General features: G+C 52.9%; 19 protein-coding genes. 10 read left to right on the top strand and 9 right to left on the bottom strand.

The genetic code is table 11. From position 1 onward, the window contains the following. Positions 1-7: 7 nt before the first annotated feature. Positions 8-643 carry a hypothetical protein gene (locus tag GZZ87_RS02130; RefSeq protein ID WP_162024684.1) on the bottom strand — a complete coding sequence of 212 codons (636 nt, stop codon included), beginning with the start codon at positions 641-643 and terminating at the stop codon, positions 8-10. A 403-nt stretch (positions 644-1046) separates the two neighbouring features. Between GZZ87_RS02130 and GZZ87_RS02135 the strand changes: the two genes are divergently transcribed. Together GZZ87_RS02135 and GZZ87_RS02140 are read left to right on the top strand one after the other, a co-directional pair. After that, positions 1047-2030 (top strand): HD domain-containing protein, encoded by a 984-nt coding sequence (locus tag GZZ87_RS02135; RefSeq protein ID WP_162024682.1) that lies wholly within the window; start codon positions 1047-1049, stop codon positions 2028-2030. Positions 2031-2040: 10 nt separating this feature from the next. Further along, positions 2041-3420 carry a hypothetical protein gene (locus tag GZZ87_RS02140; protein ID WP_162024680.1) on the top strand — a complete coding sequence of 460 codons (1380 nt, stop codon included), beginning with the start codon at positions 2041-2043 and terminating at the stop codon, positions 3418-3420. On the opposite strand, the gene mutM is transcribed toward GZZ87_RS02140, so the two are convergent. Beyond that, positions 3411-4223, bottom strand: coding sequence for a bifunctional DNA-formamidopyrimidine glycosylase/DNA-(apurinic or apyrimidinic site) lyase (mutM, locus tag GZZ87_RS02145; protein WP_162024679.1), 813 nt, complete (start codon positions 4221-4223; stop codon positions 3411-3413). The two genes, GZZ87_RS02140 and mutM, sit on opposite strands and share 10 nt — an antisense overlap. An 87-nt stretch (positions 4224-4310) precedes the next feature. On the opposite strand from mutM, the gene GZZ87_RS02150 reads away from it, so the two are divergent. Beyond that, positions 4311-5324: a transporter substrate-binding domain-containing protein gene (locus GZZ87_RS02150; protein WP_162024677.1), complete on the top strand. Its 1014-nt coding sequence runs from the start codon at positions 4311-4313 to the stop codon at positions 5322-5324. 260 nt (positions 5325-5584) lie between these two features. Here the strand turns inward: GZZ87_RS02150 and lysS are convergent, their stop codons facing one another. Beyond that, complete coding sequence (lysS, locus tag GZZ87_RS02155) at positions 5585-7078, bottom strand: lysine--tRNA ligase (protein WP_162024675.1); 1494 nt, start codon at positions 7076-7078, stop codon at positions 5585-5587. A gap of 137 nt (positions 7079-7215) precedes the next feature. Here lysS and GZZ87_RS02160 point away from each other — a divergent pair, with 137 nt between their 5' ends. From GZZ87_RS02160 to GZZ87_RS02175, 4 genes are all read left to right on the top strand, one after another. Continuing rightward, the gene (locus tag GZZ87_RS02160; protein ID WP_162024673.1) at positions 7216-7650 is read left to right on the top strand and encodes an antitoxin Xre-like helix-turn-helix domain-containing protein; all 435 of its coding nucleotides are present in this window, start codon (positions 7216-7218) and stop codon (positions 7648-7650) included. Between the two features lie 6 nt (positions 7651-7656). After that, positions 7657-8124 carry an RES family NAD+ phosphorylase gene (locus tag GZZ87_RS02165; RefSeq protein ID WP_162024671.1) on the top strand — a complete coding sequence of 156 codons (468 nt, stop codon included), beginning with the start codon at positions 7657-7659 and terminating at the stop codon, positions 8122-8124. Between the two features lie 124 nt (positions 8125-8248). Next, the gene (locus GZZ87_RS02170; protein WP_162024669.1) at positions 8249-8749 is read left to right on the top strand and encodes a DUF456 domain-containing protein; all 501 of its coding nucleotides are present in this window, start codon (positions 8249-8251) and stop codon (positions 8747-8749) included. 71 nt (positions 8750-8820) lie between these two features. Beyond that, on the top strand, positions 8821-9309 hold the full coding sequence (locus tag GZZ87_RS02175) for an EF-hand domain-containing protein (protein WP_162024667.1): 489 nt from the start codon (positions 8821-8823) through the stop codon (positions 9307-9309). Here the strand turns inward: GZZ87_RS02175 and GZZ87_RS02180 are convergent. From GZZ87_RS02180 to GZZ87_RS02205, 6 genes are all read right to left on the bottom strand, one after another. Continuing rightward, positions 9306-11558, bottom strand: a complete 2253-nt coding sequence (locus GZZ87_RS02180) for a heavy metal translocating P-type ATPase (RefSeq protein ID WP_162024666.1) — start codon at positions 11556-11558, stop codon at positions 9306-9308. The genes GZZ87_RS02175 and GZZ87_RS02180 overlap by 4 nt on opposite strands. A 115-nt stretch (positions 11559-11673) precedes the next feature. Beyond that, entirely contained in the window at positions 11674-12609 is a 936-nt protein-coding gene (locus GZZ87_RS02185; RefSeq protein WP_162024665.1) for a metal ABC transporter permease, read from the bottom strand. A gap of 105 nt (positions 12610-12714) precedes the next feature. Continuing rightward, complete coding sequence (locus GZZ87_RS02190; RefSeq protein WP_244648049.1) at positions 12715-14061, bottom strand: iron chelate uptake ABC transporter family permease subunit; 1347 nt, start codon at positions 14059-14061, stop codon at positions 12715-12717. 2 nt (positions 14062-14063) lie between these two features. Beyond that, positions 14064-14876 (bottom strand): metal ABC transporter ATP-binding protein, encoded by an 813-nt coding sequence (locus GZZ87_RS02195; RefSeq protein ID WP_162024664.1) that lies wholly within the window; start codon positions 14874-14876, stop codon positions 14064-14066. Positions 14877-14928: 52 nt separating this feature from the next. After that, complete coding sequence (locus GZZ87_RS02200; protein ID WP_162024662.1) at positions 14929-15309, bottom strand: GxxExxY protein; 381 nt, start codon at positions 15307-15309, stop codon at positions 14929-14931. Between the two features lie 258 nt (positions 15310-15567). Beyond that, positions 15568-16560 (bottom strand): zinc ABC transporter substrate-binding protein, encoded by a 993-nt coding sequence (locus tag GZZ87_RS02205; RefSeq protein ID WP_162024660.1) that lies wholly within the window; start codon positions 16558-16560, stop codon positions 15568-15570. Positions 16561-16865: 305 nt separating this feature from the next. Here GZZ87_RS02205 and GZZ87_RS02210 point away from each other — a divergent pair, with 305 nt between their 5' ends. Genes GZZ87_RS02210 through GZZ87_RS02220 form a run of 3 tightly spaced genes read left to right on the top strand, consistent with a single transcriptional unit; the run spans position 16866 to position 20049 of the window. Further along, entirely contained in the window at positions 16866-18659 is a 1794-nt protein-coding gene (locus GZZ87_RS02210; protein WP_162024658.1) for an alpha-L-fucosidase, read from the top strand. A 13-nt stretch (positions 18660-18672) separates the two neighbouring features. Then, positions 18673-19731, top strand: a complete 1059-nt coding sequence (locus GZZ87_RS02215) for an SGNH/GDSL hydrolase family protein (protein WP_162024657.1) — start codon at positions 18673-18675, stop codon at positions 19729-19731. A gap of 12 nt (positions 19732-19743) precedes the next feature. Next, the gene (locus GZZ87_RS02220; RefSeq protein WP_162024655.1) at positions 19744-20049 is read left to right on the top strand and encodes a hypothetical protein; all 306 of its coding nucleotides are present in this window, start codon (positions 19744-19746) and stop codon (positions 20047-20049) included. Positions 20050-20064 lie beyond the last annotated feature (15 nt).

Here is a 20064-nt window from a genome sequence, read left to right on the forward strand (position 1 = left end):
TCTAGCATCACCACTCAGCCAACCTCTCGATTTCAGCCACGAGCTCGGCAGCCATTGACTTATGCTTTTTTACACTCGGATGATAGTGCCCACCCTTATCAGCTGGCCCGGCAAATGGCGCATACGAAAGATAACCATTCTGATTTTCAACGGAGTTGCCTTCATCCAGGGTCTTCGCCTCGTTCCCATAGCCGCAAGTTATCGAATCTCCGATCACAAGTATCTTTCGCTGCGGTGCTTCAGGCAGAACCACGCGCCCATCATCTGAGATTTCAAAACCATGAAACTCCACCTCCCCTTTTCCGCCTTCGCTGCGCTTAAAAATCTCGATGCTATGTGACAAGGCGGGAGCCAAACCATCCGCCAAGGTGTAGAGCTGACGCCCCTTCGTTAACTTCAGAAAACGAGATGCACCATCAACCACAATCGTCAGCCCCGCAGCGTCTCCATCTACCACTTCAAGGTCAGCGGCAATCGACGTGCCTGAGAACTCCGTCTCAATCATCGACCCTGTCCAACCGAAACGGAAGTCCTCCGTGAAGCGGCCGACCATTCGAATCGCGTCATCATTCAGCGCCACAGGCTTGGCAAGCAAGACAGGGCACAAAGCCAAGAGGCAACAGATCACAAGGAATGGAGGCATGCGCATACAGGACAGGGTAATTAATAAGGAGACCGGACAAGTCATAGTTTGCCCAAACACCTAGGGTGACAATACGCCAGTCCATTGATTTCCTACAAAAAAACGTGACAATCATGCACTTAAAGAGCCGGGTGAGACCGCACTCTTCAGTGCCTAATAAAGCATTAACAACGCAGTGATCGTGGAGGCGACTCGATAGATGAGCGAAAGCGATTGAGGCGCAGTCTGCAGATACCTGAGGGCAGTGCCATCGGGTTCGGCGCACCCAAGGTTGAGGTTTATTTTGCCCTTGGGTGCTCTGCGGTTAAAATTACACCTGATCGGTTTCCATTCTTCTGTATATCAGCGCATTCGGGCTCACTTTCATCTTCACTTTCGGAGTCGCGCACCACAGAGTCTTGCTATGTCTGATTATAAAACCGTTCAGGAAGTCAAAGCGCTCGACGTCAACATAGCGGCTCGCTTCCGCTGCATCCTCATACTTCGACGCAAGACCACCAAAACGGCCAAAACAGGCAACCCCTTCCTCAGCATCGAACTGGGCGACAGCAGCGGCAGTTTTACCGCCAACTGCTTTGATGGAACAGACATTTATAAGGTGATCGACGCCGTGCCCGAAGGCTCCATCCTGCGCATCGCAGGGATCACCGAATATTGGCAGGAGCGCTTTTCTCCTAAGATCCAAGCCGCTGAGTTCATCGAAGCTGAAGAAGCCGAGGCTGAAGGCATGATGGCAAATCTCATCGAGACGCCGCCCGAATCGGAAGACGAACTTTGGGGGCACATTCAAGAAGGCGTCGAGGCGATCCAGCACCCACAGCTCAAAGAGACCGTGCAACGCGTGCTGAACGAACTCGGTTCACGTTTCCGTAAATGCCCTGCGGCTGTGAGTATGCACCATGCCTACTACAACGGCTTGCTCGAACACACCACCCATATGGTGCGCGCCGCCCGCGCACTCTTGCCACTCTACCCCGAAGTCGATGCCGACCTCGCCATCGCGGGCATCATTCTACACGACATGGGCAAGTTAGAGGAATACGAAGGCGAGTTTGCAGCAAAGGTCAGCCGCATTGGCACCTTACAAGGTCACGTCGTAATTGGCTTCCGCATCGCTCGTAAAGCCGCGATCATGTCGAAACTCAACGCCGACCTCACCGAGCGCTTAGAGCACATCATTCTCAGTCACCAAGGCGAAAAAGCCTGGGGCGCCGCAGCCATGGCCGCCACGCCGGAAGCCGTGTTCGTCTCCATGGTCGACAATCTCGATGCCAAAATGGGCATGGTGCAACGCGTGCTACGCAACACCGCCAAGGGCGAAGAATTCTCCGACTACCTCATGGGGCTGCAGACGCGCGTGCTAGTGACGCCGCCGGACAAGAGCTGAGCAAATCGACATGCACCGTATTACCTTATTATTGCTAGCTCTGCTACTTGGAGCCAGTGCTAACCCACTGCTTGCTCGCGACTTGACTGACATCAAAGGCCGCAGCATCGACGTCGACGTCATTCTGATAACGGAAACTACCGTTACGGTTCGACGAAGTAGTGACGGCTCTCAATTTGAGATTCCACTCGAAAACCTCACAATCGCAGACCGTGAGGCGCTCAAGCGAGAACACGAAAAACTGGGCACCAACAACAGCTTTACCCCTAAAAACGAGGCACTCGGTATTGAATTATGGGCAGATACCCTAATCTGGGATGATGCCCCAGCCAACATCGCAGCACGACTAGGCTGGCAACTTGAATACCAGACACAAAAACTCGCATGCTATCGGCACTATTTCCCCAAAGATGCACCGCTAATTGCTGGGGCGCGACCGTATGCAGCTGCCTTATTCGTTATCGATGGCAAAGTGGACTACCTCTCCATCACATTTGCCAACTCACTGGACTCCACAACCGCCAGCTCGCATAGTAAACGTATCGCAGAAGTAAAGCGAGGCATCGGCAAAGCGATTAGGTTGGATCAAAAAGCAATTGAGAAATGCCTAAATTCCTTAACGAGGAAATTGAATCACAAGCGCGAACATGCAGACGAGAAGTCCGACTTCAACCGATGGGACATCCAACACTGTAGCTTTATCTTACACACAAAAGAAGAGCAATATATTAACCTACAAATCATGCCTGCAAAACTTGCAGACTGGTTTGAACGTTCCGACAAACGTAAACTTGCGAACAGGATGATACGCCCGACACCAGCCTCAGACGGCCCTATCGTTTTAACCGACCTCCCCGAAGTGAGCCCAGGACCAAAGCAATTGCAACTGGCTGCCACAGCTGAAGCCTTTCTGAGACACAGCAACATTCGGGCAGATATGTATCTGCTCGCAATGCACTTAGATAATGAAGACGCCACCACACCCCGCACTGAAAAGATATTCAATGCGGCGAAGCAATTCGCAATCCAAGACGGGGACACCCCCATCCCAACTGATTTAGCCATTAGAAAAATTGATTCAAGAATACTCTTTCAACGAACAGTCCTATGCGCACTAAAGCCACTACCAGAACTAACACCTAAAGAAGAACAACCTTCCGACGATCCAAACCAGGAACAAATCAATGGGCACACTCTGACGCAACGCTCCACAAATCACAGCGAAAACAATACACCCAATTTTTTCATCATTACTGGCTACAATCCGCAGAATCAAACACTCGCACTGACAAGTGCAGCATCTGGCTATAAAGTCCATTGGGTGAATGAAGCGCTAGTCAAATCGGTAGATTCAAGGCAAAACCACTACTTCTACCCACACTACCGCTGACACTTCGGGCAATAAAAGCTATTACGCTGCCCGATAGTCACCGAGCGAATCACGGTGCCACAGGTCGGACACGGTTCACCTGCTTTGCCATACACTTTTAGTTGTATCCGAAAATAGCCGGGCTTGCCATCCGCGCCCATAAAGTCGCGTAGCGTTGTCCCGCCCTGCTTGATCGCACGCGCCAACACCGTCTTAATATGCGCACCCAACTCGACATAGCGTGCACGGCTCACCTTGCCTGCCGCCCGACGCGGGTCGATGCCTGCCATAAATAAGGCCTCATTCGCGTAGATATTGCCCACGCCGACCACCACGGCATTCGTCATTATAAAATTTTTGACCGCCACGGAACGTCCGCGCGACTGCTCAAACAATCGCTCGCCATCGAACGCCTCCGAAAGCGGCTCAGGCCCCATGCCTTGCAATAATTTGAGCGGTGCTTCGTCCGCTCCCTGCCACAGGCACGCACCGAAACGGCGAGGATCGTTGAGCCGCAGGCAATACCCGCCTTCCAACACGAGATCTAAATGGTCGTGCTTCAGCACTGGTTTATCACTCGGCTGCACCGTCAAGCTCCCTGACATGCCCAAATGCAGCACGATACTACCACGCGCCGTATCGAGCAGTAGATACTTCGCGCGGCGACGCACGGCCGTAACGATTTCACCGATAGAGTCTCGCACCGCATCTGGAATCGGCCAACGCAGCTGCGCTTGCCGAATGACAATCGCCTCAATCCGCAATCCTTCCACATGCGGCGCGATCCCGCGCCGCGTCGTCTCAACTTCTGGTAATTCTGGCATACTTCGAATTCATAAACCTTGAATGCTGGTAAAATACAACCTAACACTATCCCCAACGCATATGCTAACCATCTGCCTTATACTATAATGAAACAGTTACACCTCCTTCTTATGATTGCCTGCGCACTGACTGCAGGCTCACTCTGCACCGCTCAGGCGGAAGACTCCGCTTCGGCAACCTCTGTGCAACTCGTGTCCGACGTATGGCCGCCATTCACAAATCACTTTGGCCAGCCACGCATCGCCACAGAGCTCGTCCACCTCGCACTCGCGAAGTCCGGCTACAAGCCAACTAGCGAAATCCTCAACAATTGGACAGTGCCCGCCGACCTGAAGGCAGACAAATACGATGGTTGCGCAGCAATCTGGAAATCCGAGGAGCGCGAGGACTACTTACTTTTCTCCAAGCCATACCTAGAAAGCCGTATACACCTCGCGGGAAAAAAAGGCAACGATGTCAGCATCACCGACCTATCGCAGCTCAAAGGTAAACGCCTCGCCCTCGTCAAGGACTATGCATATGGCGAGTTGGTAGAGTCACTCACCGGCGTCGAAATCATTTACGGCAAAGATGACGTAACCAACCTGAAAATGCTCATCAGCGACGAGGCTGACTACACACTCGTCGATGATCTCCTCATTCAATACGCGTTGAAAGAACACGCCGAAAAATGCGAAGAGTTCCTCGACTTCGGGCAGCAGTCGCTACAAACGAATCCGATCCACTTAGCCGTGCGTAAGAATCTGCCAGGTGCAGAAGACATGATCAAAAAGTTCGATCAAACCATTCGCCTCATGCAAGCGGACGGCACCTACAACCGCGTGCTCCGCCTCAACTCCATCGCGATCGATATCGATGGTGATGGCCAGAAGGAATTAGTCCTCGCTGACGTCAACCTTGGGATCGAAGCGCCCACAGGCGGCTACGACGTCTTCGCAGACAACACCGACGCGCCCAAACTACCCGCCAAAACACGCTACTCCATCCGTGACACCATCTACAATGGCTGGGACGCGGTGCCAGACGACTACCGTGGCATGGACGACGTCATCCCAGACACCCGCGAAGAAGGCTTCAGCATCTTCGGCGGCGACTTCTAGACCATTACAAAGCAATTTATTCAAAAGCCTGATCGCACCTGCGCGATCAGGCTTTTTTGTGTGCTGGTGGGATTCCATAGCCACGAAGCCTTTGTAGGGGTGCTGCTTGCGGCACCCGCGAGCGTTCGAGGGGTTACAAAACTTCGAGTGCGGTGGCCTTTGCGCGGGCTTCGCGAGCAAAGCCCCTACAAACGAACGACACAAAAAAGCCTGAACCACATACGGTTCAGGCTTTTTGAAAAAACGAAATATCGCTCCGATTACTCAGCGCTCTTCAATGGCTTCAAGCTCGGGAAGAGAATCGTGTCGCGAATACTTTCAGCTCCAGTGAGCAAGATAATCAGCCGGTCAATTCCAAGCCCCATACCACCCGCTGGTGGCATACCGTGCTCAAGCGCGTTGAGGAAGTCAGTGTCCATGTCTTGAACCTCTTCACCGACCTGTGCCGCAAACATCTTACGCTGAATGATCGGATCATTCTGCTCAGAATATGCGGGCGCGATTTCCTGACCGTTGATGCACAACTCGAACACATCAATCGTGCTGTCGTCATCGACAGTGATCTTCGCCAATGGGCACAGCTCCTTGGGAATGTGCGTCACGAAAGTCGGCTGGATCAATGTCGGCTCAATCAGTTTTTCAAAGACGTTGTTGGTGATCTCGTAATCTTCCAACTCGCCATCGACTTCGATGTCCATCGCACGTGCCTTAGCCAACTTCTCGTCGCGGCTGTGGCTGAACCACTCCGCGTCGCCAGTCGCTTCAATGATCAGGTCCTTATACTTCGCCTCGCGCCACTCGCCATCGAGATTGATGGTGCTGCCATCAGGACGGGCGATTTCGAGCGAACCAATCACTGTCTTTGCAACGTGTTGAATCAGACCTTGTGTGAGCTCCATCATGCCACGGAAGTCCGTGTAGGCTTGATAAAGCTCTAACATGGTGAATTCCGGATTATGACGGCGCGAAAGGCCTTCGTTACGGAACACACGACCGATCTCGAACACGCGGTCTTCACCTGCAACGAGCATGCGCTTCAGGTAAAGCTCCAATGCGATACGCATGTAGAACTGGCAATCCAGCGCGTTGGAATGCGTAACAAATGGACGCGCAGCCGCACCACCTGCCACACTCTGCAGCATCGGAGTTTCGACTTCAGTAAAGTTACGATCCCAGAGATACTTACGCATTTCTTGGATGATCTTCGCGCGGTGGCGGAAACGCTGACGCGACTCTTGATTCACGATCAAGTCGAGGTAACGCTGACGATAGATTTTGTCGTCGTCAGTCAGGCCTGCCCACTTCTCAGGGAGCGGACGCAGCGCCTTCGACACCAGCGTATAGCTCGCCGCACGCACGGTGATCTCGCCAGTCTTGGTTTTAAAGAGCTTACCGGTAACACCGATGATGTCGCCCAAATCGAGCATCTTCTTAAAGTAAGTATTGTATTCGCCCTCGGGCAAATCGTCGCGAGTCACGTAGCACTGGATCGGGCCATCGCTGTCTTGAATCTTAATGAAGCTCGCCTTGCCCATCACGCGGAAGACGGTGATGCGACCAGCGACAGACACTTCTGCCTGGTCCTCGTCGGCTACGTCTTCTTTATAGAGTTTAACAGCCTCGCCGGATGTATGCGTCTGCGCGCAATTTGCCTGAAAGGGATTACGCCCTTCCTTGCAAAGATTCTCGAGCTTTTGGAGGCGGACTGCATAGAGATCATGCGAATTGTCCTGGTTGGCTGTCTTATCTGTCATAACGAAAGCAGGCGAAAATGTGCCAGCACTCCAAAATGGCAATTGTAAATTGAGCTTAGCCCCAACAGGGGTGCCCATATGTCAAAATGAATATACCGCTTGCCAACACGTCCATTTGAGCATAGCATAAGGCTCAAATGAAACAACAAGACAGAAACGACAAAGTCGAAGAGCCGACGGCAGTCTATAACGTAGCGAGCAGCGCTGCTGGAGAGACGGTCGAGCGCATCCGAGCTGGCTTACCCATGGTCGAGTTTGTCGCACTTCAAGAGCTGCTCGGCATCGGAGCCGAAGCACTCGCGCAGCACCTCGCGATCTCCCGCAGCACTTTAGTGCGTCGCCGTAAAAGCGGTCGCCTCGACATGCAAGAGTCGGATCGACTTTTACGGTTTGCTCGCCTCTATGCGCGAGCACTGACTGTCCTACAAAACGAGGCTACTGCCTGCGACTGGCTCAAGCAACCCGCTCGCGCACTTGATTTTATCACGCCGCTGACCTTCGCCGAAACCGAAATCGGAGCACGTGAGGTGGAGGCGCTCCTGGGGCGGATTGAGCATGGCGTCTTCAGCTAGCCGAACATGATTACCGCATGGCGCATCGTCCCGAAGAATTGGGCGCACACCGCATTTGATGGCGAAGGGGCACGTCTATATGGTGGCCGCTGGAACAGCCAGGGGCGCCCTGCCGTCTATCTGGCAGACAGCCGAGCACTCGCCGCGCTTGAAGTGCTCGTCCACCTCAACCCCTCAATGGTTGCCCAACAGTATCAAATGATTGAGGTCACTTTCCCCGCGAACTTGGTGCAGGAAATCGACATTACCCCGCTGGCTGCAGCGCTCGCCTCGCCATCAATATTGCCAGCCACCCAACAAGCAGGCGACGCATGGCTCACCGAGAGTAGCGCCCCCGTATTAAAAGTATACAGTTCGATCATTTCCGAAGAACCCAATTACGTGCTCAACCCCAAGCATCCTGAATTCGCACGTATCACAATCGGCGACGCACGCCCGCTTGCCCTTGATCCACCACTGATAAGTAAAGCGTAGCACTTTTTTTGACGTGCGAGTTGACTCGCGCCCGCAGTGCCCCTCAGCTCTCAAGTCTCCCCCCTCAGCTCTCTCCTGATTTTCAGCCTTCCAGTTTTCGCAAGTTTCAGCATTTTCCCCAGCAATGACTTGGATCGAATATACCGCACTCAGCGTCACCAGCCTGATTTTCATGATCGGCCTCGCCACTTCCCTGCTCCCAGTCGTGCCGGGCAGTCTCATCGTTTGGTCAGGTATTATCATCCACAAACTTTGGATGGGAGACGCGTCTGTCGCGTGGAAAATCGTCATTATTACCGGAGTGATCACCCTCATCGGCCAAGTCGCAGATTTTGTCATGGGCGTCTGGGGCGCACGTAAATTCGGAGCATCATGGAAAGGCGCACTGGGCGCATTTCTCGGGGCCTTTATCGGATTGTTCCTACCACCGCCGCTCTTCTGGCTGATCGTCGGCCCGATTATCGGCGCAATCATCGGCGAACTCGCAGCCGGTCGCACCTTCAAAGCTGGTAGTAAAGCCGGCCTCGGCACTGTCATCGGCGGCATCGTCGCCTTCGCCTTGAAGTTCAGCCTCAGCGTCTGTGTGGTGGCAATCTTCTACTTTAGCCTGTTTTTAACAGTTTAACAACAGCCCCCGCTTGACTCCCCTAGATCTCAGATATCAAGATGTGCCTTCACACATCACCCTCACAAATTATGAAACTGTTACTTCCCGCCCTCTCCCTCTCCTGTGCCGCACTTTTTATTGGTTGCTCTCAAACGTCTGAAAAAGCGACCTCCGACGCAGATCATGCCGTGCCCGCAAGCACCATGGGTGTGAGCGATGGGCTCATTCCAGCGAAATTTGCAACCGAAGCAACACCGACGATCACTCAGCCCACAGTAGAGGTAGCTCCAGCAAGTCCCAAGAAGACACCAGTCGTGAAAACAACAGTAGCGTCACCTGAACCAATTGAAGTCGTATCGAGTGGTGAAATCCCCAAGAAACAACAGAATCGATTCAACAAGAAAGATGCCAATGGTGACGGGCAACTCGACAAAGAAGAGATAGTCGATGCCTTCAAAGCACACTACCAACGCAAAGAGCTAGATAAAGATCCAGAAGCAGGTGCAGAGAAGTATCTCAAAAAGCACGATGAGAATGGCGACGGCACACTCACCGCGGAAGAGATCTACGGCAACTAAGCCTCTAGGCTCGAAGAGGTATCTGTGAAAAACAGCAGCCGCAGGCTATTTAGGCACACAACTACGGTGCTGCCCTCATGAGCAAAGACACCGACACTGAGCGGAATCCAACCTAGAATCGCCGCAGCGACCATCAGCACCACTGTGCCCAATGCAATCGTCAGATTCTGGCGTATGATCGCACGCGCACGATGGCTCAAGTCCGTCGCCGCTAGATAGTTCTCAATTCGATCCTTCATCAGCACCACCTCGCTTTGCTCCAGTGCGGCATCACTGCCACGCGCACCCATGGCCACAGAGACATACGCAGCAGCAAGACTCGGCGCGTCATTCACACCATCGCCGACCATCGCCACTTTGTATCCGTCTTTCGAATACTCCTGAATGGCAGCCACCTTACCCTCCGGCGTCAGCCCAGAGCGCACTGCTTCGATGCCGATCTCACGCCCCACAGACTCTGCCGCACCGCGTCGATCACCGGTCAACATCACCGTGCGCACGCCCATCGATTTGAGCTTTTCCAAAATCGGCTTTGATTCCACTCGGATCTGATCCTTCAGTAAAATACGGGCAATTAAGTCGTCCTTCAATATCCAGTTCTCCGAAAACTCAGGCGCAGGCTCAGGCACATCTTTAATCCACTCAGCCAACGGCCCGTCCGCCAAGAGTTCACGGCGGCCGAGCACACACAGCGTCTCGCCCTCCCGCCCCTGCACACCTTTGCCACTCATGGCTTGAAAGTCATCAATCACACGGCGCTCCAAGCCCTGCGCTTTTGCATACTTTTTAATTGCACGTCCGATCGGATGCGAACCATGCGCCTCCAGCGAATACGCCAACTCCGCCGCTTCACGCTCGCGCCCCGCAGGAAAGCTCTCAATCGAGTCCACCTCCATTTCGCCCGTCGTGAGCGTGCCAGTTTTATCAAGCGCCACGAGATCCACCTCCGCCATCTTTTCGATCGCAGCACCACCACGAAACAAGATGCCGTGCCGCGCACCCCACGCAATCGCTGCAAGAATCGCCGATGGAATCGACAGCACCAACGCACAGGGACTCGCCACCACCAGCAAGGTCATCGCTCGATAAAACGCTGAAAATCCTGCCTCAGTATTTGTAAAGGGCGCGATACCGAAGCCCAACCACCAGACAAAGAACATCACAGTCGTCAGCGTCAGAATACCAATCGTATAGCGCGTCCCAAACTTGTCAGTGAAGCGTTGACTCGGCGCCTTCAAATGCTGCGCCTCTCGAATCAAACGAATCACTTTCTGGAGCGCACTTTCGCTCACTGGCCGCAGCGTCCGCGCATCCACTGCGCCCCACAAATTGATCGTGCCGCTAAAAACAGTATCGCCGACGAACTTCGACACAGGAACCGCCTCACCCGTCAGATTCGACTCATCCGCCGCACTCTTCCCTTGAATCACCTCGGCATCGACAGGGAATTGAGCACCAGGCTTCACCACCACGACATCGCCGACATTCACTGCCGACACTGACACCTCACGTTCACCGCCCGAGGCATCGCGCACCGTCGCTGACTTCGGTGCCGCATCAAACAAACTATTAATCTCACGACGCGTCCGATACAGCGCGAAATGTTCCAACGCAGCCGAGAACGAAAACAGAAACAGCAGCAAGGCTCCTTCCGCCCATGCGCCAATCAACGCCGCTCCAACTGCCACTGCTAACATCAAGAAGTGGATATCGAGCTCGCCCTTTGGCAGGCCTTCCTTCGCATCTTCAAAAGCATCCCAACCACCAGCGATCATCGCGCCGATATAAAACACGATCGACACCCACGCAGGCGCAGCTTCGACATAGGAAACGATCCAGCCCGACATCCCAAGAACCGCACACCCACCCGCAAGCAGAGCAAGCAAGCGCCACTCCTCACCTGTCTCTTCCTCGGCATCCTCCGCAACTGGCCATTCTAATTCACGCCAATGCCACAACATCGGCGCAGTCAAACACGTCGCCTTCTGCAAACGAATCCCACCGTCCGCCTCCTTTTCAATCGAGACTCCAACCGCAGCGCTCGTATCGGTATCGGCCTCAATCAACCGAATCGTCTCGGCCAAGCTCTGCTGCAACATGTCCAGATTGACTGGTCCAAACGTCGCGATCTCAACTTTACGATGCCCGGAATCCACCCGTAGTGCTTCCACAGCAGCATTCTCCTGTAAAAAGCGAGCCAAGCCAGCCGACCAATTATCCGATTTCAATGGTTCTGCTTCCGATGTCATATGCTTATCTAGAATGATTCTAAATTAAGCACATGCAAGCGACAAGCCACTTTAGCTGCCGGCTAGAACGATACCTGCGCGCGACTAAACGTATCACTAATATCTTGATCGATAATCAGCTGCCCGTTTCTAGCCGACGGAACTTCTTCACCAATATTCCATGGCGTGGCGCACAAAACAGCACCACCGCAAAAATAACCCCAGCCATCACTGCCATCATACCGGAAGTGGATGTCGCATCCACCACATCAGGATCGAGCCCTAGCCACCCTGGCAATACAATGGCAGAGACATGCCCCAAGACAGCGGCAACAACGGACAACAGCACACTGATGATCACCATCACATCTAAACGATCCGTTAACAAATGCGCCGACGCCGCTGGCACGATCAACATCGCAATCACGATAATACTTCCCACCGCTTCAAACGCCGCCACGGTCGTAATCGCAACCAAGGTCATCAACATATAATGCATAACATTCGCATTGATCCCCATCGTCGTCGCGAGCTCGGAATCAAACGAAGTAATACGCAGCTCCTTAAAGAACAGCACCACAAACAACAGGTTGACCACACAAACAGGCAGCAACACCAACGCCGCACGCGGCACTTGCCAGACAGTGCCAAACACTTCAGGACGCCACACCACGTCAAGTGGCGTCATTTCAATCGCACCATACAGCACACAGCTTGCATCCAGATCCACATGATCCGCCGCCTGCACGATCAGCAACAAGCCCAACGCAAATAGCGTCGTAAAAACGATGCCCATCGAAGCCCCTTCATCCACCTTGCCGAAGCGACTCACCCACTGCGTAAAGACCGCAGTCAAAATACCCACCACCGCCGCACCGATAAACATCGTCAGACTCGCACGTGCACCTGTAATCAAAAAGGCAATCGCCAAGCCAGGTAACACCGCATGACTGATCGCGTCGCCCATCATACTCATCTTACGCAGCACTAAAAAGTTACCCAGTAGCGCACACGAAACCGCCGCCAGTATCCCGACGATGACAATCCACGTATCTATTGAAACCCAAGTCATGGCTTCGCAGTGAGAGTGAGGCGCTGCGCGCCTAGTGAGAGTGACAAAGTGAGAGTGTTAAAAAAATTCATTCCTAATTCCTAATTCCTAATTCCTAATTCTCGGTCAGTCTCCAGGTGTAATCGGGTGAGGGCTCGCCGGAACGTTTAGATCGCTCGCGGGGTGTCGTTTCACTAATTTCGCCTCTAACAGCGCTACTAGTTTTTCGCCTAAGACGTGCTCCACCGCATCCGCATCGCGATCCACTCGGCTCGTTGCCACATCAGCATATTCGATCAAATACAGTTCCCACAAACGGTGATTCCGGGTCACCTTCGCAGCAGCTTCCAACCCGGCCTCGGTCAGCGTAATGGAATCGTCCTTACCCACAGTATCGACCAATCCGTCGTCGTAAGCCTGCCCTAAAGTGCGGCGCAATTGACTATCGCTCCATGTGCGACGACCGCGCACCTGACGGAAAGGCACCGCACGAATGCGCAGACTCGTATCATCCGCTTCAAGAATTTCATACAACGCCCGCAACAGATGCTGGCGTCCAACACTTCGCTTTAAATTTAACTGACGCAGCCAACGCACCACCACGCCGCGCTCCCCACCAAACAACATACTAAATAAAAAGAACGCAGCCGCCACTAACACGATCACTGCCCCCGCCGGCATATTCGGAATCAACGCGCTCACGCTCGCTCCCATCCAACCGCTCACCCCACCGATCAGCGCAGAAAGCAATAACATCCGATCCAATCGATCCGTCCAAAAACGAGCCGCCGCCGCTGGTGTAATTAAAAATGCGATGATCAAGATCAACCCGACCGCTTGCAGACCAGCCACCGTCACCGCAGTGACCAAAGCGATCAGCAACACGTCTAAAAACTTCACCGGCCAGCCCTGAGAAGCCGCATAAGATTCGTCGAAACAAAGCAGTCGAAACTCCTTAAAGAGTAAACCTGACAACAGCAACACACTACCTGTCACCACAGACAGCAGTTTAAAATCACTCAACACCATCGATGCTGTCTTACCATAAATAAATGATTCCAATCCAGCCGCAGCACCTTCTGGCATTTTCGTCACCATGGTCAATAATGCCACACCCGCACCGAAAAATACGCTCAGCACAATCCCCATCGCCGCGTCATCTTTAATCCGCGAACGATTACGAATAAATAAAACCGTGCCACACCCCAACACACCAGTGACCGTGGCCCCGAGTAATAATAGGGGCAACGACTTGCCCTGCCCGCCCATCATCACACCGACGAAGAATGCAAGACACACACCCGGCAAAGTCGCATGCGACAATGTATCCCCCATCAACGAGCGTTTACGCAGCAACAAAAATCCGCCCATCAACCCACAGGCACAGCCCAGCAACATGGTGCAGATCACTACCAGTCGCGTATTATACTGACGCAACAGCAGCACATCGAAAATATCAGTCAGCTCAAACATCCCTACAACGATTTCGCCAATGCCTGCGCGGCTTCACTCAACAGCGACAGTTTGCCACCATACGTCTTGCGAAGGTTCTCTTCGTGAAACACATCCTTCGTCGGCCCCGACGCGACGACGCGCATGTTCAGCAGCACCGTCCAATCAAAATACTGCGGCACCGTGGCCAAATCGTGATGCACCACTAGGCAGGTCTTACCGCGCTGCTGCAATTCCTTAAGCAACTCAACAATCGCCCGCTCGGTCGCGGCATCCACCGCAGCAAACGGCTCATCCATAAAATAAACATCCGCATCCTGCACCAAGGCACGCGCAAGAAAGGTGCGTTGCTGCTGCCCGCCTGATAACTGACTGATTTGTCGATGTGCATAATCCGCAAGGCCAACACGATCCAGCGCCTGCAAGGCCAACGCTTTTGAGCGCTTACTCACGCGGCGAAACCATCCGAGTTTACCATACGTCCCCATCGCCACCACATCCAAGGCGCTCACCGGAAAGTCCCAGTCCACACTCTCGCGCTGAGGCACATACCCGACTCGCTTGCGCGCTTTGGCATAGGTCTCTCCATAAATCGAAACCTCCCCCGACGTGCGCGGAATCAAATCCAAACAAGCTTTAATCAACGTGCTCTTTCCGGCCCCATTCGGGCCAACGATACTGACTAACTTCCCCTCGGGGATCTCGAGGTCAATATCCCAAACCACTGGCTTACGATGATACGCCACCGTCAAATCACGAATCACCAGAGGTAATGACTGACCCGACGCACCGACCAACGGCGCGGACTGTAATTGTTCTTTGGAGACTGTGTTCATAATTAAAATGGTTTAGGCCACAAAAAGGCACGAAGATACACAAAAACTAAGACTACACAATTGGGTCTAAAATGTAGCGCTTGATAAATAACTTCGGGCTACCAAAATTAATTAGCAGTCCGTATTTTTTACCACTGCCTCGTAGATAACCCAACAATTGAGCGACATGATCGTCATTGACTGCGCGCACTGCTTTCAATTCGACGATAATCTCCCCCGAGACAAGTAAGTCGGCATTCAAATCACCAAGTATGGTGCCGTCTTCATCATAAACTGGGGCTTGCTGCTGAACTACAATTTCCAGTTTTTTGAGTCGATGAGCCAATCCGTTCTCATAAATCTTCTCAAGATGCCCGTGGCGCAAATGCTTATGCAACCCGAACGAGCATTCTCGGATCGTATCACAAAGGTGGTTAATGTCTGTTTCATTCATATTTTCATCCTCCTATATTTTTGTGCTCTTTTGTGCCTTTTCGTGGCTAAAAAAAACCAGCGCGAAACTCCGCGCTGCCCCCATCGTATCCATGGTATATATCCTTTGACTACTGTGTTCATAAAGGAAATCCATCAGGCCACAAAAAGGCACGAAGATACACAAAAAGTATAGCGCTGGGTTCAAGACGTCGCTTCATTTACATTTTCATCCTCCTAACTTTTTGTGCGTTGTTGTGCCTTTTTGTGGCTAAAAAGATCAGTGCACCACTCCAGTCAGTTTACCTTGCATCCCAGTCACTGGAGCCTCGCCGCCAAGGGCATTCGTAATCGTTGTCACATTATGATCGATCATACCGATATACGTGCCCTCATAGGTGCCAGTTTGCCCCATCGCATCGGAGAACAACGTTCCACCGATCTTAACTTGATGCCCACGTGCCTTCGCGCCTTCAACCAAGGCACGCACATTTTTATCGGCAACGGAGGTCTCAACAAATACTGCAGGAATTTTCTGATCCGCTATGTAATTCACCAAATTCTCAAGATCACGCACACCCGCTTCCGATTCGGTGCTCACGCCTTGGATGCCACGAACCGTCAACCCCGTCGCACGTCCCAAATAGTTAAACGCATCATGCGCGGTGACCAATACCCGTTGTCCCTCCGGGATCGAGGCGATCGCATCGCGCGCATACGCATCCAGCACCTTCAGTTTTTCCAGATACGCCGCCGCATTGGCCTGATAGACATCCGCATGTTCGGGATCAAAATTGCTCAACGTATCTGCCACAACAGGCACCGCCAGCATCCAGCCACGCACATCCATCCACACATGCGGATCGGTATGCTCCGAGCCATCCTCCTTCTCCATCAAATAATCCGGATCCTCCAAGATCAACTCCGTCACCGCTCGCACAGGCTTACCGCTCCCAGCGATTCGCACGAGCACATCCGTCATTTTCCCCTCAAGCAGCAGACCATTATAAAACACGACGTCCGCTCCACTGAGCTTCACCACGTCACTGCGTGTTGGCTTATACAAGTGCGGGTCAACGCCTTCGCCAATGATCCCTTCCACCTCGGCATAGTCACCTGCCACATTACGCACCACATCCGTAATCATCCCCACGGTGCAGACCACTTTATAGGAACCCTCCGTATCCACCGACGACGACTCTGAGCCACAGCCGACGAATAACACCGCGACCACGAAGACTAAAAATGAATTAATTGCTCTATCAAATTTCATAATTTGACCATTCAAAGTAGAACCCTCCGCGTGTCAACTCGTGATATATCACTTAGTCGCGTAGACCTCAGTCGTAGAGCCCAACATCTTTCCTCAAAGTAAACGTTCCCAGTCAAATACTGACCATTTATCAATGAATATACGCATGGCGCTTCAACTGCCAGGCTTACAGGTTATAAGCTGAATGCCTACCATTCATATCCCCAGCAGAAAAGAAGTCACCCGCACGTCACTCACGACAACAACCAAGCCGACGCCCCTACCCCACGAGCAATCATCAGCACCCCTCTAAAACAAACTTAGATATGAGCTATAAACATTTATTCACAATCTCGCTGCTAGTAGCATCCACCTCCTTTGCGGCACGCTACCACGCTCCACATACCGATGGTATCGAGCCCTACTACCAACCAGAGGAGACTGTGCGCTACATGAGCGGCCTGTCAGAAGAAGAACGCGCCACTTTGTTTGCCAAAGAAGGTGCGATCGATTGGTGGCTCGATGCCCGCTTCGGTATCTTTGTCCACTGGGGGCCGAGCTCCATGCTTAAATGCTCCATGAGTTGGGGCCGCATGGGGCCACGCCCGCAGCACTCCACCGATGGCACAGTCAAAAAAGGCATCCCGCAGGAAATCTACGACAATCAATACAAGTTGCTCGAAGCCGCTGAGTTCGACGCAGATGAATGGATCAAGCTCGTCAAAGACTCCGGCGCAAAATACTTCCTCTTCACCACCAAGCACCATGATGGGTTCAGCACTTATGACAGTGCGGTGACCGATTACGACATCATGAACACACCCTTCGGCCGCGACATGACCCGCGAGATCGTCGAAGCGTGCAATAAATACGACATCAAAATCGGCTTCTACTATTCTCAGCCCGATTGGAATCACCCGCTCTACGCCGCGGGTGAAAATGAACAATACTGCGAAGCGTTCCTCTTTCCGCAAATCCGCGAGTTGCTGACCAACTACGGCAAGATCGATATCATGTGGTTCGATGGCCTCGGTCGCAATCCCGACACTTGGCAAAGCCCGAAGCTAATGCAAATGATCCGCGAGCTACAACCGGATATCATCACGAATCACCGCTTCGCACACCCGCCCGCACACATGGGCGACTTTGACGGCCCAGAGCGTAGCATCGGTCGCTTTCAAACCAATCGCCCTTGGGAAACCTGCACCGTCATCGGCGGTGGCTGGGCTTGGATGGGCGACGCACCTGCCATGCCACTCCCGCAAGCGATCAGCTTACTGGTGCGTTGTGCTGGCGGTGGCGGCAACCTCGCACTCGGTGTCGGCCCCAATGGCGATGGCGAGTTCCTTCCAGACCACAAAAAGCGCCTGCTCCAAATGGGCGACTGGCTCAAGCAATACGGCGAAACCATCTACGGCACACAGGGCGGCCCTTACATCTCCGGCCCTTGGGGTGCAGCGACCTACAAAGACGACACCGTCTATCTACACATCCTAGCCAACTGGTCGGGCAAACTCACCCTCCCCGCGCTCCCCGCGAAAATGCTCAGCACCACAGTGCTCTCCGGCGGAACGGCACAGGTGCAACAAACCGACGATGCACTCACCATTTCGATGGATCCGAAAGACATCAACCCCGTCAACACCGTGATTGCGCTGAAGCTCGATCAATCGGCCGCAAACATCACACCGATCCCAACGATCAGCCTACCACTCTCCATTGGCGCAACCGCCACAGCGTCTTCCGAAAAGAGCGCGAAGCATACTGCAAACTCAATCGTAGCTGGCGACCTGAAGGAATTCTCCGAAGGCATCATGGTTAAAAGCTCATGGAGTCCAGCCCCCAAGGACAAGGCACCGTGGATTCAAATCGAACTCACAGAATCACAATCTGTATCACAAATTCAAATACGCGAAGGCAAGTTCGGCGCAGCCAGTCGAGTCAAAGCATTCGTCCTCGAAGCCAAAGTCGATGGCGCATGGCAGGCCATCTATGCAGGCAAGCGAATCGGCGGCGACTTCGGCCTAGTCCTGAGCGAACCAGTCACCAGCGACACCTTTCGGCTACGGATAATCAAATGGCAAGGCGGACTCAACATTAACGAATTAGAGTTATTTTAGTAGATATAGCACAATGAAGCCCCTATCCATCACTTGCCTACTCGCGATCACGAGCATCGCCTCCGCGAGTCAAAGCATCTCCAGTGATGATGCACGTATCCAAACTCTGGGCACGAAATACATCAAGCAGGCGGAGTCCGGCACTCAGTATCAACGTCACCGCGAAGACGTGCTGCAAAGTCCGCGTAAACAACTCGGTATCAACCCCGACAAAGCGCGCAACACCAGCGGCATCGTGCTGGCCTTCAATAGCGACAGTAAAAACATCACCGCCCATTTCGATATTCTCGCAGCCAACTATATGGGCTCTGGCTTTGGCGCCTTTGAGAACGGCGAACTCATTGAGGAATTGAAGCTCAAGGCGAAAGATAAAACCGCCACGCTTAAATTCACTTCAAAATCCAAAGGGAGTTCACTCTACGAAATCGCACTCCCCAGCTTTGCCTACGTCGCGTTCAAGGGGCTCACCATCGACGCCGGCGCTGATCTGCAACAAAACCCTGCGCTCGACAAGAGGATCTATGTCGCGCTCGGCGACTCCATCAGCCACGGCGTCGGCCAGGACGGTGCGACGCACAAGACATGGCCCTTTCTGCTGTCACGTCAGCTCAACGCCGAAGTCTTCAACCTAGCCGTTGGTGGTGGTAAGATTTCAGTGCCAACAGCCGCCATGCTTTCCGATTGGGAACAGATCGACCTCATCACCGTGCTCATCGGCTACAATGATCTGCATTTCGATGCCAAAACACCCGCTGCCTACGCAGCGAAATACAACGAACTACTCGACACCATTCGCGCCAACCATCCGAATACTAAAATCTACTGCATCAGCTTACTCTACACCGATAAGCCAACCGCCAAGTCAGGGCACACCGCCGATGAATTCCGTGCAGCACTCACGCAGGTGATTACCCAGCGCAAGTCCAGCGACAAGCACCTCTTCCTCGTCAAAGGCGACAGCATCACCTCCAAGAAGAATCTGCGCGCCGATAATGACAAAGACCCCGTGCACCTCGGCGTCGAGGGCGCTGCAATGTTGGCCAATGAATTGGCAGCGATCATACAACGATAGAGGGCCCCAAAGATGAAACGCCTGATCTCCATCTGTTTTGCACTACAATGCATCGCCATGCTCATTGTATATACATCGAGCACTAACGTGGGTGCATCCCAGCGATTACAACAGAATTGGGTATTTCACCATGGCGAAGCACAAGGTGCGAGCAGCATCAAAGGCGATACCGATGCGATAAAACTAGCGATCGAAGAACACGGCCACATGTGCATCGACTGCTTCTGCTGGTTATTGAACAACAACAACTTCGCGCATCGTAAATTTATAGTAAAAGAAATTGTAGAGTTCGTAAAATCAACGGAGAGCGGTAAATAATCATCCTGTAATACA

This window comes from Lentimonas sp. CC4 (assembly GCF_902728235.1).
In the GTDB taxonomy this organism is placed as follows: domain Bacteria; phylum Verrucomicrobiota; class Verrucomicrobiia; order Opitutales; family Coraliomargaritaceae; genus Lentimonas.

Excerpts from the sequence above, each read along its gene's own strand:
- GZZ87_RS02130 (WP_162024684.1), bottom strand. The coding sequence starts at position 643 with ATGCCTCCATTCCTTGTGATCTGTTGCCTCTTGGCTTTGTGCCCTGTC.
- GZZ87_RS02135 (WP_162024682.1), top strand. The coding sequence starts at position 1,047 with ATGTCTGATTATAAAACCGTTCAGGAAGTCAAAGCGCTCGACGTCAAC.
- GZZ87_RS02140 (WP_162024680.1), top strand. The coding sequence starts at position 2,041 with ATGCACCGTATTACCTTATTATTGCTAGCTCTGCTACTTGGAGCCAGT.
- mutM (WP_162024679.1), bottom strand. The coding sequence starts at position 4,223 with ATGCCAGAATTACCAGAAGTTGAGACGACGCGGCGCGGGATCGCGCCG.
- GZZ87_RS02150 (WP_162024677.1), top strand. The coding sequence starts at position 4,311 with ATGAAACAGTTACACCTCCTTCTTATGATTGCCTGCGCACTGACTGCA.
- lysS (WP_162024675.1), bottom strand. The coding sequence starts at position 7,078 with ATGACAGATAAGACAGCCAACCAGGACAATTCGCATGATCTCTATGCA.
- GZZ87_RS02160 (WP_162024673.1), top strand. The coding sequence starts at position 7,216 with ATGAAACAACAAGACAGAAACGACAAAGTCGAAGAGCCGACGGCAGTC.
- GZZ87_RS02165 (WP_162024671.1), top strand. The coding sequence starts at position 7,657 with ATGATTACCGCATGGCGCATCGTCCCGAAGAATTGGGCGCACACCGCA.
- GZZ87_RS02170 (WP_162024669.1), top strand. The coding sequence starts at position 8,249 with ATGACTTGGATCGAATATACCGCACTCAGCGTCACCAGCCTGATTTTC.
- GZZ87_RS02175 (WP_162024667.1), top strand. The coding sequence starts at position 8,821 with ATGAAACTGTTACTTCCCGCCCTCTCCCTCTCCTGTGCCGCACTTTTT.
- GZZ87_RS02180 (WP_162024666.1), bottom strand. The coding sequence starts at position 11,558 with ATGACATCGGAAGCAGAACCATTGAAATCGGATAATTGGTCGGCTGGC.
- GZZ87_RS02185 (WP_162024665.1), bottom strand. The coding sequence starts at position 12,609 with ATGACTTGGGTTTCAATAGATACGTGGATTGTCATCGTCGGGATACTG.
- GZZ87_RS02190 (WP_244648049.1), bottom strand. The coding sequence starts at position 14,061 with ATGTTTGAGCTGACTGATATTTTCGATGTGCTGCTGTTGCGTCAGTAT.
- GZZ87_RS02195 (WP_162024664.1), bottom strand. The coding sequence starts at position 14,876 with ATGAACACAGTCTCCAAAGAACAATTACAGTCCGCGCCGTTGGTCGGT.
- GZZ87_RS02200 (WP_162024662.1), bottom strand. The coding sequence starts at position 15,309 with ATGAATGAAACAGACATTAACCACCTTTGTGATACGATCCGAGAATGC.
- GZZ87_RS02205 (WP_162024660.1), bottom strand. The coding sequence starts at position 16,560 with ATGAAATTTGATAGAGCAATTAATTCATTTTTAGTCTTCGTGGTCGCG.
- GZZ87_RS02210 (WP_162024658.1), top strand. The coding sequence starts at position 16,866 with ATGAGCTATAAACATTTATTCACAATCTCGCTGCTAGTAGCATCCACC.
- GZZ87_RS02215 (WP_162024657.1), top strand. The coding sequence starts at position 18,673 with ATGAAGCCCCTATCCATCACTTGCCTACTCGCGATCACGAGCATCGCC.
- GZZ87_RS02220 (WP_162024655.1), top strand. The coding sequence starts at position 19,744 with ATGAAACGCCTGATCTCCATCTGTTTTGCACTACAATGCATCGCCATG.